Source organism: Enterobacter cloacae complex sp. 370H10, from assembly GCF_050031535.1.
Classification (GTDB): Bacteria; Pseudomonadota; Gammaproteobacteria; order Enterobacterales; family Enterobacteriaceae; genus Enterobacter; species Enterobacter intestinihominis.
The window spans coordinates 76,944-92,442 of record NZ_JBLGWG010000001.1; the positions used below are offsets into that span (position 1 = coordinate 76,944).

Consider the following 15,499-nt stretch of genomic DNA (forward strand, 5'->3'; position numbering starts at 1 on the left):
ATGCATGGTGAAAAATAAATTAGTGTTGCCGGTGATGATGGCTTGCGCATCCGGCACGCTGCCCGCGCTTGCGCATGCAGCCTCAAGCTCCGTGGTTATCGCTAATTACCGTTTTCCCGACTCGCTTTATGCACTGCTGGAGCAGGGGATCAAAATTCCCGTCTATCTGGTGAATACGCGTCCACACTCAGCACAACAAGGGAACCACGAAGGCACGGCGAGCGAATATGTTCGTATCGGTGACGTGACGCTCTTTGCAAAAGATCTGAAGCTGGGGCTGAGGGACGTTCAGGTCCAGGAGTCTGATAACGGCATTCGTCTGTCAAAAGAGATGAGAACGTTATTGCAGAGCATTAACGACAAGCAGTTTGATGACCAGATGCGCATTCCGGTAAGTACGGGGTCCGCGTTCGAGCTGGATCAGAAAAAAATGCGCCTGTTGCTGAATCTGTCGCAGAGCGACTACGGGGTGAATATTCGCCCGCGTGAGGTGGACATTGATGCGCCGGAGTCTGACGACCTGAGCGGCACGTTCTCCTACAACCTCGGGGCGTATCACACCGAGAGCGGCTACGGTGACAGCTGGTCGTCGGGCTATCTGAACGCAAGAAACTGGATCTCAATGGGCGTTGATCATGTGCTGATCGACGGCTCTGGCTACGTCAACGAGAGCAGCAGCGATACCCAGATGAATGCGGTTATGTGGGAGCGCGACTATCAGGGGATGCGCTACGCCGCGGGCATGCTGAACGGCTGGGCGATGCAGTCTCTGGCGAGCGTCAGCGGGATTTCCGGCGGTGAAGTCTACGGCGTTTCCATGGGCAACCAGGCCAACTCCCGTAAGCGCGATAACACGCTCTCTCTGACGCCTGTGGTGGTCTATTTCCCCACGGCGGGCGAGGCCCGTATTCGTCGGGACGGGCAGCTTATTGGTATTCAGCGCTTTGATGTGGGTAATCACGAAATTGACACCAGCAGCCTGCCCTACGGGATCTACAGCGTCGAAGTCGAAGTGGTGAGCGGAAGCCGCACCGTATCGCGCAGCATGTACACCGTGAATAAGCCGTTCTCCAGCAACGTGTCGGAAACACTGCGCTGGCAGATGTGGGGCGGGATGTATAGCCGCGATAAATCCGTCGTCAATTATAAAAAATACGCGAAACACAAAAACGAGCAGGACAACACCTACTACTACGATTACGACACCAAACATAAAGACACCATGTCGCTGGTGGGGGCCTCGTTCAGCAAGCGCAGCGGGATGGTCGACTGGAACGCCTCCACCTACATGATGCGGGAACACATCGTCAGCGAGCTGTGGGCCTCCCTGAACCTGACGGGCTATTTCTCGGTGAATACCCAGACCATGGCCGCCTCCGACGGAACGTACCGCGCCAACTACGGCGCGAATCTCAGCCTGCCGTGGCAGATCGGTTCGGTCTGGTACTCCCATGAACAGCTCTCCAGCGGCAAGTTCCTCGATATCTATGAGAGCAAGGGCAACACCTGGGGCGCCTCCTTTAGCCTGCCGTCGTTCGGCCTGCCCTCAGCGGGCAACCTGAGCCTGATGCGTCAGGAGGACGACCTCTATCGCTATAAACGCTATCAGCTGGACTACTCCCAGGGGTTATACGCCGGTCGCTACGGTACGGCGCGCCTGCGGGTGGGGATGTCGCGCAACAAATACGACGGGTATTACGAAGAGAAAGATCGTTACGTGATGCTCGATTTCGCCATACCGCTCGGCAATACCGTGTCGGTTGGCGTTTCCCACAATCGCGATACCGGCACGGCGCTGAACGTCAGCGCCAGCCGCCAGTTTGAAGGCGATTACCTGAAATCGGCCACCGCCAACGTCTCGAAAGCCTTTAACAGCCGCCAGGATCGCAGCGTAAGCGGCGGCGGCAGCGTGAACTTCGACACGCCGTGGAACAGCAACATCCTCAGCGTCCAGAGCGGCATGAGTAAAGGATGGAACTCCACGCTGACCAGTGACGGCAGCGTGGGCTGGTCCAAAGAGGCCATCGCCGCCGGGAAAGGCACCGAAAGCGCAGGGGTGATTGTCAGTACCGGTCTCAAATCTGATGAAGCGCTGACCCTGAAGCTTAACGGCCGGGCAGAACGCATCAAAGGGGATAAAACCTGGCTGTCGCTGCCGGCATACCAGGCTTATGACCTGGAAGTGATGAACAGTGAAACCGGTACGGAAAGCTATGAGATTGGCGCGAATGCGCGTCGCCATATCACGGTTTATCCGGGCAATACCGTGGTGATGAAGCCTCAGGTGAAGAAAATCGTCACCCTGTTTGGCCGCCTTGTGGATGCAAACGGCAATCCGATTGGCGCCACGCAGATCAAAAACCACGTTGGGCTGACCCGGACGGAGAACGACGGACGCTTCGTGATCGACGTTGATAAGAACAACCCTGTCCTGAGTATCGCCACGCCGGACGACAGCGTCTGCGAAGTGCGCCTGGACATTGAGTCTAACCGCGGTGCGCTGTGGCTCGGGGACATCTCCTGCGACAAAGGCGATTTCGTCTGGCAGGAAGCAAAAGGAACGCAGGAACGTGACGATGAAAAAGATATTCGCTCTTAATTTGCTGCTGATGAGCGCGGTGGCCCATGCGCAGGAGCTGCCCTATTTCGCCATTAATAATCCGGACAATAACGGTACGGGAAACAGCGCGGGGCTGTTTAGTCTGAACAGCACCTCGACCGCGTTTTTACACGGTTCGCGTGAGTGGCCGACGCTGAGCGCGAAAACGAATAACGGTATCGCCACTTACATCCCGGACAACAGCTACAGCGGTCCGGCAGGCAGCGCGCTGACCATCGACTTTTCGGTGACCGGTTCCAGCGCCTCTCCGTTCTTTAAAGGGACGGCGTGTTCCTCGTCCTGCGGCAACACGGGGTACACCCCGACGACCCGCTATACCGATACGTCGATGGTGGTCAAGCCGCCGGTGATGGAGCCCGGCACGTCATACGGGCGCTGGGTCCTGGGCGATCCGTTCTTTAACTATCTGCTCAACGCCGCGCCAGGGGATGAAGTGACCATCACCTCCACGCCGCAAATCAGCTCTATCAACAAAGTGACCACCACCAATACGCTTCACAAGGTGGGCACGCTGACCATGACCAACTCCAGGGCGCTCAACCTGGGGATTGACCCGATCAGCGGCGAGGTGACGATTGTCGATGGATCAACAGGGGCCACCTGCACCAAATACACCCGCAACACGATCTCTGGCGTGCTGTGCGACCTGCTTGAATACACGTTTGTTGGGGAAGATATCTCCGGTTACAACGGGGGGCTGGCGCTCACCTCTTCCCGCGTCAACAGCGTGCTGCAATCGCACATGAACGGCGGCACCGGGCTTGCCGCCGAGCTGACCTTCGATGAAAACACCTGGTACAGTATCTCCGGCGGTATCCTGAGTGATACGCGTGTCCTGGCAAACACCTTCCTCGCGGCGCCGCAGAAAAACGGCGGCAAAGCGTACCTTAAAATATTTTTGCCGAAAGCGTTAATTCTGAGCGTGGCGCAGGCGGGGGACGGCAGCAGCATTGGCAATATCGTCAGCCTGTGCCTGACGCCCGGCAACAGCTCGCTGGCGGCGGATTTCTGCTTCCAGCCGGGGGGCGGCCTGGTGATTAACCCTATTCAGCCGGGGCTGGAGATTACGCCCGACAACCCGGATTACGCCCTCGATCCTGACGGTCTGGGCGGCTCCGGGAAAGGCGCCATCGGCGAAACGCCCATTGAGATCCCCTACACCATCACCTACAGCGGGGCGCAAAAAGATGCGGCGATTGCGGTCACGATAAAAGTCACCGGGCCTACTCAAAGCCTGAATGGGGTGGACTACTGCGCCTTCAGCGGCAACGGCTTTACGGTTCCCATTCCGGGCAACGTGCTGGTGGGGAAAAGCCAGACGCGCATGGCGCATAACTGTAAAGGCGAGGTACTGTCGATCCCGGCGCCAGCCACCCATGCGGAAGAGTGGGACAAAATGAGTTCCGGCGTGACCGATATGTGGCTCTGGAAAACACCGCTGATCCTCCAGTTCGTTATGGATAATCCGGTATCGAAGACCACCTATGACGGAAATAGCTGGTTTGGCGAAGTGACCGCGCAGGGAAGAATAGATGTTAGCGCATCCTGGAATTAATCAATCATGACTGGAAAATTCCTGGTTATTTTTGCAATAAATTGCTTCATTTCCACAGGGGCAAATGCTTTAATTATCGAAAGTCTGAATATTGATTTTCTTCCCGAAAGAGAAGTTGTTTTTCAGCCGATAAAAAACGATACCAGCGAACGTCAGAATTATACCGTTTCGCTTATTCAGGTAGACGTTCCAAAAGAGAAGGGAAAAGAAACCGAAATAAAAGACGGCGAAGTCATGTATTCGCCTAAGCAATTAACGCTGGGGAGCGGTGAGCGCGCGGGTTTTAAATTTTACTATACCGGCCCGCATGACAACAAAGAGCGATACTATCGCGTAAAATTCACCGAGACGCCGCTCCAGGCAAAGGTCATCACGCGCAAAGGCCAGCGCATCCAGTCGGATGTGGTGGTCTCGCTTGAGGCTATTTTGATTGTCCGTCCATGGACACGACATTTTGATTATGCGTTTAGCAACGGGGTGGTGAGTAATACCGGGAATACCTATTTTAAATATGTTTCCTCGGTCGGGTGCAGTACGCAATACAATAATTCAAAATATATTCCTCCAGGGCAACGGCTGGAAATAGATAATGCCGGGCAGGCTGCAAGGCGAATGATTATTTATGGCAATAAAATCATTCCGCTGACCACCTGCCCGTAGCAACCGCTTTCCTTCATAAAAGGAAATTAGCCTTTAGCATCATGCTAAAGATCCATCACTACAGGAGATAAAAATGAAAGCGATTTCATTCGTAGAAGCGAAAGACATTATTGGCGGCGCGTTAAACCCGTTCGCTGGTCTGGTTAAAGGTGCACAGCTGGGTTACGACACTGGCGCTAGCATCATGGGCATGGTTGGCGGTGTGGTTGGCGGAGTTCTGGGTGGCGCAATGGGCTTCCTGGGCGCGCTGGTTGGTAGCTACAACTAATTCACGTTTACAGGAAAAGTATCATGCAAGTTATCGATTTCAAAAAAGCACAGGCCATCATCGGTGGTTGGGATCCGTTTGCTGCCGCTATTCAGGGCGCAAGCGCGGGCTATAACGCGGGCAGCCAGATGTTAGGCGCGCTGGGCGGCACCATCGGTGGCGTATTCGGCCTGGTGGGCGGCTTCATCGGCGGTTTCTTCAGCGCCTAAGCGAGAAGCACGTTGTACGCATGGCCCGCATTGCCGGGCCATTTTTTTATTTCAGCCACGGATCATTATGTTTTCGCTCCTTCAGTATAAAAAACAGGGTAAGACCCCTGTTATTCGCCAGCATGAATTTACCGAATGTGGACTGGCCTGCCTGGCGATGGTGTTGGGGCACTATGACCACCATGTCTCCGTCAGCCAGCTGCGCCGGGAGATTTCCGTTTCCGCCGATGCGGGAACCTCAATGGCGGAATTGTTGACCCTTGCCAGCGATAAAAATATGTCTGGCCGGGTGCTTAAAGGCGAAATCACTGAAATAGAAACGTCTGAGCTGCCGCTCATCGCCTTCTGGCGCGGCAACCATTTCGTGGTCATCGTGAAGATCGACAGCCGCAGCGTGACCGTTCACGACCCGGCCAGCGGCGTGCGTCGTTACCGCCTGAAAGAGGCGGAAAAACTGTTTTCCGGCTATGTGCTTGAGCTTAAGCCCACGCCGTGTTTCGAAAAGAAATCCCCGGATGAAAAGCTCACGCTTGGCCGGTTAGCCAATAAATCTCCGAGCCTGTTCCAGCGGCAGCTGCTGCTGTTTGTGCTCTGTATTTTTACTCTCATCACCATGCTGGCGAGCCCCACCTACGTGCAGCTGATTATGGATGAGGCCATTTCCCGCAGCGACAGCGATCTGGTGATCCTGCTCACCGCGATCTTCGCTATCGTCTTTATCTTTGAAGTCATCGGTAAATTCCTCAAGCAGCTGCTTGAGATCCTGATGCGTAACATTGCCTATGACGATTTAAGCCAGTCCGTGCGCCACTACATGCTGCGCACCCAGACCAGCTGGTTCCGCTCGCGCCCGCCGGGCATCGTGCTGGCTATTGAAAAATCGCTCCACGCCTGCGCGGAGTTCATCAGCAATGGTTACGTGCAAATTCTCTTTTCCAGCCTGATCGCCGTCACCAGCCTGCTGTTTATGCTGCTGTATAACGTCAAAATTGCGCTGCTGACGATGCTGCTGATGGGCGTGTTTTTCCTGATCCGCTTTTCGCTGATCGGCCCCTATCAACGCGCGGTGGATGACTCCATCGAGCGTACCGCCCAGTATGAATCTCTGCTGGTAGAGACACAGAAAGGGATCATTACGCTCAAGGCGAACAATATGGAGCAGGCCCGGGATGCGGTGATGGACAAATCCCAGCGCGAACACATCGCCGGGCTGATGCGTAAAGAGCGGCTGCTGGCCCGCTTTGACGTGGCTTCGCTGCTGGTGATCAATGCCGAGCAGCTGCTGGTGGTCTGCTTTGGCGCGTGGCTGATCCTGGAAGGGCAGATGAGCATCGGGATGCTGTACGCCTATATCAGCTATAAGCGCTATTTTTCCGATGCCATGGTGCAGGTGGCGCAGAAGCTGCTGGACAAAAATGCCCTTAAGGGGCCGCTGGATCGCGTGGGCGACCTGCTGTTTGCCCCCTCTGAAACCAGCCAGTTTGGGAAGCGGATTGTCACCTCGCCGGTCTGTCTGCAATTTGAGGATGTCTCATTTGCTTATCCAGGCCGGGAGGCCACGCTACAGCATATCAACATGACCCTGAAGCAGGGCGAAGAGGCGGTGATTGTGGGTCAGAGCGGGTCGGGAAAAACCACGCTGCTGCGTCTGATCTCCGGCATGTTGCTGTCATCGTCTGGCACGCTGCGGATCAATAAGATCCCCATTGAAGAGTGCGATCTTTCCTCGCTGCGCCAGCACATCCGCATTGTTCATGCAGACGATATTCTCTTCACCGGCTCGATTCTGGACAACATCGCCTGCTTTGACAGCGCGCCGGATAAAGAGCAGGTCATCGCCGCGTGTCGGCTGGCGGAAGTGGACCACGTCGTCGCCCGTCTGCCGCACGGTTACGAAACGGAGATGCTGCCGGGGAACACCTTTTTCTCGGCCGGGGAGATGCAGCGTCTGGTCCTGGCGCGCGCCCTGTACAGCCAGCCTAAGCTACTGCTCTGCGACGAAGTGACGGCGAACCTGGATAAGACCACCGCGCAAAAGGTGCTGGCGAACCTGCGTAGCCTGGGGATTGGCCTGGTATTTGTTACCCACTCGCCGGACGTGGTGGGCTGTCAGGGGCGTCTCTATACCATGGAAAACGGCACCCTGCGGGAGAGTGAGCAATGATGTTTCTGCCGCGTCTCTATGCCCGACTCTGCGCGCGCCAGGCCGGACGCACCTTAATGGCAAACCGGATTGCGCAAAACTACAGCCAGTTTATGCCCTGCCCGGAGGCCGATGTGCCGGCTGATTTTCTGCATCAGAACGCCCATGAGCTGAGCGGGTTTAACTTCGTGGAACAGATTTTCCCGCCCGCGCTGTGGGCGCGCAACGTTCGCTTCGATCTGCATGCGTACGTGGCGCAGTGGACGCAGGATCAGGGGTTTTACAGTTCGCCTCGCACCCTGCTTCTGGGCATGCGCTGGGCGGGCTTTGGCCTGATTATGGATGCGTTGCTCGCCACCGCGCCAGATGATGTGCGCTTTCAGTTTATTACCCGTCACCCTGCGCTGCACAAGCTGATGGCCACACACGACGGACGGCGCGCCGGCTCGTTTTTCGCCCCTCAGCGCCTGGTGACGGTGCTGCTGATGGATGAACGCCTGCCGGATGCGCCGCTGTTCCCAATTCAGGCAGGCGATCGCAAGGCGTGGTTAACGGACGTCTCCACGCGGTTTTTATCCCGTTATGGCTACAGCGTCCGAACGCTGCTGCCGGTCTGTTCGCTGCACGCGGCAGAGTTTGGGCAGGAGAGCCAGGCGTATGCGCCAGAGGATTACCGTCTGGCCGCCGCCGACACGCTGAACGCGCTGCGCAAAACCCCCACGCTCTGGAGTGGATGGGACGATCTTTCAGTGATTTATCATGGATGACATATCGTGAAATTAAAAAACCGAAGCCGACAGCGTCGGGCGCTAATCCCGCACCACTTCTCAAAAAGCTATCAAATCAACGCGCCGCGGCTGAAAACCGTGCTGACGCTGTTCATCGCCTTTTTTCTCTGCCTGCTGGTCTTTGCGATTGCTTTCAACTTTTCGGAAACCACGCTGGCACGCGGGGTGCTGATCCCGGCGCAGGGCGATGTGGAGGTGCGCGCCAGAGAGTCCGGAACCCTTGTTGATTTTGCCGTCCGGCCCGGCCAGTACGTGAAGGAAAACGATCCGCTGTTCACCGTGTCGCAGGACTATGGCGGCAAGCAGGGCTCGGTGGTGCAGTTTGACCGCCAGCAGATGGAAGCGGAGAAAAAGCGCAGCGAGCAGCGCATCCAGGCCATTGAGGACTCGATTGCGTCGTATCGCAAAAATCTGGCACAGCAGCTGGCTCTCACTGACAAGCAGATCGCCGTTTCCCGCGATAAGGTGAAGAAGCTGCGCGCGCTGTTAAAAAACAGCACCGACACCTACGAGGCGTGGAAATCCGTCTCCGGGAAGGGCTATGTCTCCAAAGTGGATCTCGATAAAAGCCATAACGATGTGCTCAACGCCCAGCTCAACCTGACGCTTGAGGAGAGCACTATTCTTGAGCTTGAGGCGCGCAAAACCAGCCTGACCGACAGCACCCAGTCGCAAATTGACTCGCTGAGCGAAGAGCAGCTGTACGTGAAAAACCGCATCAGCGAAATTGATCGCAACCTGTCCAGCCGGGGGAGTTCCACCATGGCGATGCTGGCCCCTTCAGATGGCTACGTGGTGGCGATTAACTTCCCGCCAGGCCGGGCCATTACGCAAAACAGCGAGGTGGTGGTGGTGATTCGTAAAAATACCGCGGCGACGATGGAGGGGTACCTGTATGTTCCGGCAACGGGGGTGGGGCGCGTGGCGAAAGGCGATAAGGTCAAGCTGCGCTTCGACTCCTGGCCCGTGGACAAATACGGTTCCGTGGAGGCGACGCTGTCCGATTTCTATGAGGTAAACATTGATGCCCATTCGGCGCTGATCCCGCTCCAGGAAGGGCAGAACTACTACCTGGCTAAAGTGCGCGTCCCCTCCTGGTTTACCGACCCGGACAAGAAAAAGCGCATGCTGATGGGCGGGATGACGGTGAACGCCGATATCGTTATCGATCGTAAACCGCTTATCAATCTGCTGATTGCGCCGCTGGAAAGGGTGCGCAAGCGGTTTATCGATTGACCCGATTTCATCGATCATCGCCCTTTAGCCCACATTCTTAACGGCACCCTGGGGCTATTCTCCTTCTCATACCAACCGGAGGATAGCCCATGAACATTACGCAAATTCGCAATGCCACCCAGCTGATCACTTACGCGGGAAAACGCTTTTTAATCGACCCAATGCTGGCGCCAAAAGGTGCTTATCCGGGTTTTCCCGGCACCGCGCGGGCCGATATTCGCAACCCGATGGTCGAGCTTCCCGTTGACGTTCAAACGCTGCTGGACACCGATGCGGTGATCGTCACCCATACCCATGACGATCACTGGGATCAGTATGCCGTTGAGCTGATCGCCAAAGACAAGCCGATCTACGTGCAAAATGATAGCGATGCCGCGCTGCTGCGCGGACAAGGCTTTCACAACCTGACGGTCATGACCGACGAAACGACGTTCGGCGATATCCGGATTGCGAAAACTTATGGCGGCCAGCACGGCACTGACCGCGCTTACGCCGTGCCGGAGCTGGCAGAGCGTCTGGGTGAAGCCTGCGGCGTGGTCTTCCGTCATCCCGATGAGAAGACGCTTTATATCGCAGGGGATACCATCTGGCGCGACGCGGTTGCGGCCGATCTACAAAAGCATCAACCGGACGTTGTCGTGCTCAACGCTGGTTACGCCCACGTCATCGGGTTTGGGCCAATTATCATGGGGGAAGAAGATCTGCTTAACGTGCATTTCCTGTTGCCGCAGGCGAAAATCGTGGCGACCCATATGGAAGCTATCAACCACTGCCTGCTGACCCGCCGCGCGCTGCGCGAGTATGTTGACGCCAACGAGATAAGTGACGCGGTGAGCATTCCTCAGGACGGCGAAACCGTTATATTCTGAGTGTTAAAGGGGAAAGGAGAGACAGATGCCGCTTGTTAACGTTGCTATTGTCGCGGTGGACGGGTTTAGCCCGTTCCACTACTCCGTCCCCTGCATTCTGTTTGGCGATACGGTATCCGGGGAAAAGCGCTTTAACGTCACGATCTGCGCTGAAAAACCGGGATTCCTGACCTCGAAAGACGGTTTTGCCCTGCATGCGACGCAGGATTTTTCCGCGATCGCATCGGCTGAAATTGTGGTTGTACCCTACTGGCAGCACGTACTGGAGCGCCCGCCTCAGACACTGCTCGACAGCCTGATTCAGGCCAGAGACAACGGGGCGGAAATTGTTGGGCTGTGTCTGGGATCGTTTGTGCTGGGCTATGCCGGCATACTCAGCGGCAAACGGGCCGCCACCCACTGGGAGTTTGAACACCAGTTTCAGACGCTGTTTCCGGACGTTCGACTGGACATCAACGCGCTCTACGTGGACGACGGCAATGTGATCACCTCGGCAGGTACCGCCGCCGCGCTCGACTGCTGTTTGTATATCATCCGCCAGCGCTTTGGCAGCGTCGTCGCCAATCAGATTGCCCGCCGGATGATCGTCCCGCCGCACCGCGAGGGCGGGCAGGCGCAGTTTATTGCGCAGCCTGTGCCGAAAGATACCCGCGACGGGCGGATTAACTGTCTCATAGACTACCTTCAGCAGCACATTTCCGAGCCGCATAACCTGGATTCGCTGGCGGACGTGGTGTCGATGAGCCGACGCACGCTGACCCGCCATTTTATCAAGGCGACGGGCATGAGCGTTGCCGACTGGCTTACCGCCGAGCGCCTGCGGCGCAGCCAGATCCTGCTGGAGTCCGGCAGTCTGCCAATCGAAAGCGTCGCTGAGCAGGTGGGGTTTTTATCAGCGGTGACGTATCGGCAGCAATTTAAGGCGCGCTTTGGCGTCAGTCCGGCGGAGTGGCGTAAGACGTTTCGCGTTAAGCCGTTTGCAGCGAAAAATAATGCTGGCGAGATGGAATAAAAAGACGTGGGCGACTTCTTTGCCTTTAAAGCGGGCGGTAATGGGTATGCATCAGACGGGTTACAAGCACTTCTCTTCCGGTTAAGATAATCCACGTTACTTTCCAGAAGAAAAGGTAGTGGCATGAACAATATTGAAACGCAGTTACTTGAATCAGGTTTCACCGTAAAGGAATTAGCGTATCTGAACCGAAACGTTAGCCGTTATGGTTCATCCCTGCTCGAGGTGGTGCTTGAGTTGGGCAAGCGTTTCATCATGGTACTGTGTATTACTGCGGCTGTGGCTCTGATTTTCCTGGCGCTTCTTTTTTTCGCTGAACATTACAATATTGTTTCCGGCGGTATTTCTCTTTTCATCGTATTGATTATTGCCTGGTTTTTTCAACCCCCAATCATTGCTTACAAAGCCTGGCGCTTCAGAAAGAAATACATTAGTTCTGGCCAGACGCATTAGAAATTAAATCAAACGAGACTTTTGCAGAGACACCCCAGCCGACAATTTTCATAGTGAGCGCTGCGCGATTCATTCCGTCGACTTTGCGGTAGAAATCCAGCGGGAGATAACGAAACAGACGCCATGATTCGGGTTTCCGGATGGCGCCAAATACCGTATAGACGCTTGCTGCCAGGCTTACGCTATTGAATACCCCAAGTGCTGATTCACGTTTAAATCCCATAAACTGAGCGATATCCATGACGCCATCTGCCAGCATACCTTCGGAGTTTGGTTGATGTTGAAGCGTTCTGTTAATTTCTTTTGAAATGGCATTTGCACCATCCATAACCAGAATCGCTCCTGCAAGCGCACCCACTGGATTCATTGTCATCATTGCACCAACACCTGCAACAATCTGTAACCCTGAAAGCACAACCTTAATCGATGAGATAACGTAACCGACGACTTTGTTATTTTCTTTAACCAGTTCAATCTGAGCAAAAAGCTGAGCTGTACGGGAGCGAAGCATTCTGCTTTGCTCAAGAAGACTTTCGTTCTCAGCCCGGATGTTTTTCAGGCATTCCATGCACTCCTCATCACTTCTGGCTGCCCGGGTAGCACTAAATTGTTGCATCACAAACTGCCGAATATCATCCATAAATTTAATCCGTGCGAGTCCGTCGCTGAGATGTTGCCCTCCGACAATATTCGCAGTATTGATGAGCTTGCGGGCTTCAAGATTTATCATTGTTTCAGCCCATGCGCGGGCGTTCTGACCAGGGAAAAGTACAATATCCATTTTAATTTTCTCATCTGATAACCAACGTTTACAGATTATCCTGGCATCAGAAACTGGCAACAATAAATTTGATAATCTGTCGCGAGCGCAGAATTCGCCGAAGGTATATACCGACGGAAATCATCTTCGTCGTTGATGGCGACCTTGAAAGTGGTGACTGCATAAAAGAAATGCATTACCCCAGCCGCTCCATCCGCGTCTCCCCCTCCACCATCGACAGCTGATACAGCGAAAACGATCGGTGCTTCTCAATCAACTGCGCCAGCTCCGGCGAGTGGCTGGTGAGCCAGATCTGCGAGTAGCGGCTGGCCTCGGCAATGAGGCTTGCCAGAGCGGGCAGCATCTGCGGATGCAGGCTGTTTTCCGGTTCGTTGAGGGCGATAAATGCGGGAGGGCGCGGGCTTAGCAGCGCCACCGCCAGGCACAAAAAACGCAGCGTGCCGTCGGAGAACTCTGCCGGTTCCAGCGGCCTGCTCAGCCCCTCGCGCTGCATCATCATGCGGAAGCGCCCGCCGGTGTTGTCGCTGTAAAACACGCAGCCGGGGAAGGCCTGGTCGAGAATGCGCATCAGCAGCAGCTCGTCGCCAATTTCGACAATGGTCTGAAACGCGGCGGCCAGGTTCGCACCGTCGCTGGCCAGCACCGGGGAACGAAAACCCACCTGCGGCGCACGGATCGCCGAGCCGGATGAGACGGAAAACTCATGATAAAAGCGCCAGTTACGCAGGGACTCGCGCATCTGCGACACTTCGGGATAGAGGTGCGGTTCGCCGAGCTGCCCGAACACCGACTCGTTCTCATACAGCGTACCGCTGTGGGTCACTTTTTCGTGATGCACGTTGTTCAGGAAAACCGCCTGATTCTTACGCTTCATCAGCTGTGACGACGGACGACGGTGCTGGCCGCTCAGCCAGATAGCTTCCTCTTTGATCACCGGATCGAGCTGAAACTGTGAGGGATAGGGCAGCTTTTCCACGAACCCGACCTGAAGCTCATATTCATAGGTTTCCGTTTCCACCGCCAGGTTCATGCGCCGCAGCTGGTCGCTGCGGGTTTTGCCCGCCCAGAACACTTTCAAAATCCCCCCCTCGTTTGCCAGCGCCTGGGAGAATTGCCCCTGCGCCGCGCTGTGCATCAGGTAAATCGCTTTATAAATATTGGATTTTCCGGTGCCGTTGGGGCCGAATACGATGTTGAGCTGTTCCAGCTCAAGCGACATATCGCGAATTGAGCGGTAGTTCTGAATATGCAGATTTTTGATCATCGGGGTACTCCGCTGTGCATGCTTAACCTGTACAGAATTACAGTATTTTACGCTGAGCGCAAAAAAAAGACGACAGTGAGGGTGTCGTCTAAACGGGGTACAGCTTTGGGCCTCTGTGGGTCAATGGGCCTTCGCTTCTTTCTTATCAGGTAACGGCCAGACGCAGACCCAAATCATCAGGATAGGGATCAAAGTAGTTTTGCGTCATCAGATACCGGTCAGGGTATTCAGCCAGATAATGCTTAAGCAGCGTCAGCGGCGCGAGGATCGGCAGCAGCCCGTCCCGGTAATGCAGGATCACATCACGCAGTTCTCCACGCTGGCGGCTGTTCAGCTGGTTACGGAAATAGCCCTGAATGTGCATCAGCACGTTAGTGTGATTCTTCCGCGAAGCAGGTTTTTTCAGGATGGTCATCAGTTTGTCGCGATAAGCCACGAAAAACGCGTCCAGATCGTCCCACTCATGCAGTGATGCCACAAACGGACCAATTTCACGGTAGCCTGCCTGATGGTGCGCCAGAAGCTGAAGCTTATAGCGGCTGTGAAAGTCCAGCAGGGCACGGCGCGTCAGGCCATTTTTACGCATTACGTTCAGTTCGTGGAGAGCAAAAACGCGCTCAACAAAGTTTTCCCGCAGTACCGGATCGTGCAGGCGGCCGTCTTCTTCGACGGGCAGCCAGGGGAAAGTTTCAAGGAGGGCGGCGGTGAACAGCCCGACACCCTCCTTGCGGCCCCGGTTGCCGTTTTCGTCGTACAGCCGCACGCGCTCCATGCCGCAGCTAGGGGATTTTGCACAGACGATAAACCCTGACAGATCGCCGATTTTCGGCAGATAATCTGCCGTAAATGCGGCCATCTTCTGCGTGACGTCATCGTGCGGCGCTTTGCTGAACCGCATTTCTGTCTCGCCGCCAGTGGTCATCACCAGGCGCAGCGCCGGACGAGGCGTGGGCAGGCCGATAGCCATTTCAGGGCATACCGGGCGGAAAGCGACCCACTGCGCCAGCTCATCCATCACAAAGCCCATACGCTTATGTCCGCCGTCAAAGCGAACGGCGGAACCGGTCAAACATCCGCTAATACCCAGCACAGGTTTTGTTGTCATGATGTGCACCTCCCGATCTCATATCTAAAAGTTACACAACAATGCGTATTTGTCCAAGTATTGACGGGATTATTTTTTAATCGTCTTTAAAATCAAGGGCAATCAGCTGCCCTTGTAGGTTGAGTAACCGTACTGGCTGAGCAGAAGCGGGATGTGCAGTTTTTCATTGGTGCGGGTGACGGTGAACAGCACCGGCACTTCCGGGAAGAAGGAGTCCAGCTTTTTGCCGTGGAAGTAATCTGCGGTTTTGAAGGTCACTTTATACACGCCTGGCGCCATATCCTGATCCTGCGGATAGAGCGATTTGATGCGCCCGTCGTGGTCGGTTTTACCGCTGGCAATCGGGGTCCACTTGTCCTGCTCCTGCTTTTCCAGCGTGACGGCCACATCCGCTGGCGGCATACCGGTTTGCTGGTCCAGAACGTGGACGCTCAGGGTGCCTGCCGGGGCGCTGAATGCGGCAGGGGCGAAAGCCATTGTAGCCAGCATCATCAGAGGGAGTGTCTTTTTCATCGTGTTTTCCTGTTGAGTTGTCG

15 protein-coding genes are annotated in these 15,499 nt (G+C 55.4%); 11 read left to right on the forward strand and 4 right to left on the reverse strand.

Translation table 11 applies throughout. From position 1 onward, the window contains the following. Window positions 1–4: 4 nt before the first annotated feature. The 11 genes from ACQG2Q_RS00390 (at window position 5) to ACQG2Q_RS00440 (ending at window position 11,813) form a co-directional block, all read left to right on the forward strand. Entirely contained in the window at window positions 5–2,599 is a 2,595-nt protein-coding gene (locus ACQG2Q_RS00390) for a CS1-pili formation C-terminal domain-containing protein (protein ID WP_063849899.1), read from the forward strand. Beyond that, the gene (locus tag ACQG2Q_RS00395; RefSeq protein ID WP_063849900.1) at window positions 2,577–4,175 is read left to right on the forward strand and encodes a hypothetical protein; all 1,599 of its coding nucleotides are present in this window, start codon (window positions 2,577–2,579) and stop codon (window positions 4,173–4,175) included. Before ACQG2Q_RS00390 ends, ACQG2Q_RS00395 begins: the two co-directional genes overlap by 23 nt. 6 nt (window positions 4,176–4,181) lie before the next feature. Continuing rightward, window positions 4,182–4,835: a hypothetical protein gene (locus ACQG2Q_RS00400; protein ID WP_063849901.1), complete on the forward strand. Its 654-nt coding sequence runs from the start codon at window positions 4,182–4,184 to the stop codon at window positions 4,833–4,835. A 73-nt stretch (window positions 4,836–4,908) separates the two neighbouring features. Then, window positions 4,909–5,103, forward strand: a complete 195-nt coding sequence (locus tag ACQG2Q_RS00405) for a hypothetical protein (protein WP_022646586.1) — start codon at window positions 4,909–4,911, stop codon at window positions 5,101–5,103. Window positions 5,104–5,126: 23 nt separating this feature from the next. Continuing rightward, window positions 5,127–5,312, forward strand: a complete 186-nt coding sequence (locus ACQG2Q_RS00410) for a hypothetical protein (RefSeq protein ID WP_001196016.1) — start codon at window positions 5,127–5,129, stop codon at window positions 5,310–5,312. A 67-nt stretch (window positions 5,313–5,379) separates the two neighbouring features. Then, window positions 5,380–7,476, forward strand: coding sequence for a peptidase domain-containing ABC transporter (locus tag ACQG2Q_RS00415; RefSeq protein WP_063849902.1), 2,097 nt, complete (start codon window positions 5,380–5,382; stop codon window positions 7,474–7,476). Then, window positions 7,473–8,222, forward strand: a complete 750-nt coding sequence (locus ACQG2Q_RS00420) for a hypothetical protein (RefSeq protein WP_063849904.1) — start codon at window positions 7,473–7,475, stop codon at window positions 8,220–8,222. Before ACQG2Q_RS00415 ends, ACQG2Q_RS00420 begins: the two co-directional genes overlap by 4 nt. A 6-nt stretch (window positions 8,223–8,228) precedes the next feature. Beyond that, window positions 8,229–9,479 (forward strand): HlyD family secretion protein, encoded by a 1,251-nt coding sequence (locus tag ACQG2Q_RS00425; protein WP_023298992.1) that lies wholly within the window; start codon window positions 8,229–8,231, stop codon window positions 9,477–9,479. 89 nt (window positions 9,480–9,568) lie between these two features. Further along, window positions 9,569–10,348, forward strand: a complete 780-nt coding sequence (locus ACQG2Q_RS00430; protein WP_063148187.1) for an MBL fold metallo-hydrolase — start codon at window positions 9,569–9,571, stop codon at window positions 10,346–10,348. Between the two features lie 25 nt (window positions 10,349–10,373). Further along, on the forward strand, window positions 10,374–11,360 hold the full coding sequence (locus ACQG2Q_RS00435; RefSeq protein WP_063148186.1) for a GlxA family transcriptional regulator: 987 nt from the start codon (window positions 10,374–10,376) through the stop codon (window positions 11,358–11,360). 123 nt (window positions 11,361–11,483) lie between these two features. Then, window positions 11,484–11,813: a hypothetical protein gene (locus ACQG2Q_RS00440; RefSeq protein ID WP_022646592.1), complete on the forward strand. Its 330-nt coding sequence runs from the start codon at window positions 11,484–11,486 to the stop codon at window positions 11,811–11,813. Here ACQG2Q_RS00440 and ACQG2Q_RS00445 read toward each other — a convergent pair. From ACQG2Q_RS00445 to uraH, 4 genes are all read right to left on the reverse strand, one after another. Further along, window positions 11,791–12,594 carry a DUF4225 domain-containing protein gene (locus ACQG2Q_RS00445; RefSeq protein WP_022646593.1) on the reverse strand — a complete coding sequence of 268 codons (804 nt, stop codon included), beginning with the start codon at window positions 12,592–12,594 and terminating at the stop codon, window positions 11,791–11,793. The two genes, ACQG2Q_RS00440 and ACQG2Q_RS00445, sit on opposite strands and share 23 nt — an antisense overlap. A gap of 175 nt (window positions 12,595–12,769) precedes the next feature. Beyond that, on the reverse strand, window positions 12,770–13,858 hold the full coding sequence (locus ACQG2Q_RS00450; RefSeq protein ID WP_023298997.1) for an AAA family ATPase: 1,089 nt from the start codon (window positions 13,856–13,858) through the stop codon (window positions 12,770–12,772). A 145-nt stretch (window positions 13,859–14,003) separates the two neighbouring features. Beyond that, a complete protein-coding gene (locus ACQG2Q_RS00455; RefSeq protein WP_022650125.1) occupies window positions 14,004–14,963 on the reverse strand; it encodes a YbgA family protein in 960 nt (319 codons plus the stop codon). Between the two features lie 102 nt (window positions 14,964–15,065). Then, window positions 15,066–15,476, reverse strand: coding sequence for a hydroxyisourate hydrolase (gene uraH / locus ACQG2Q_RS00460; protein ID WP_017383647.1), 411 nt, complete (start codon window positions 15,474–15,476; stop codon window positions 15,066–15,068). Between the last annotated feature and the right edge of the window lie 23 nt (window positions 15,477–15,499).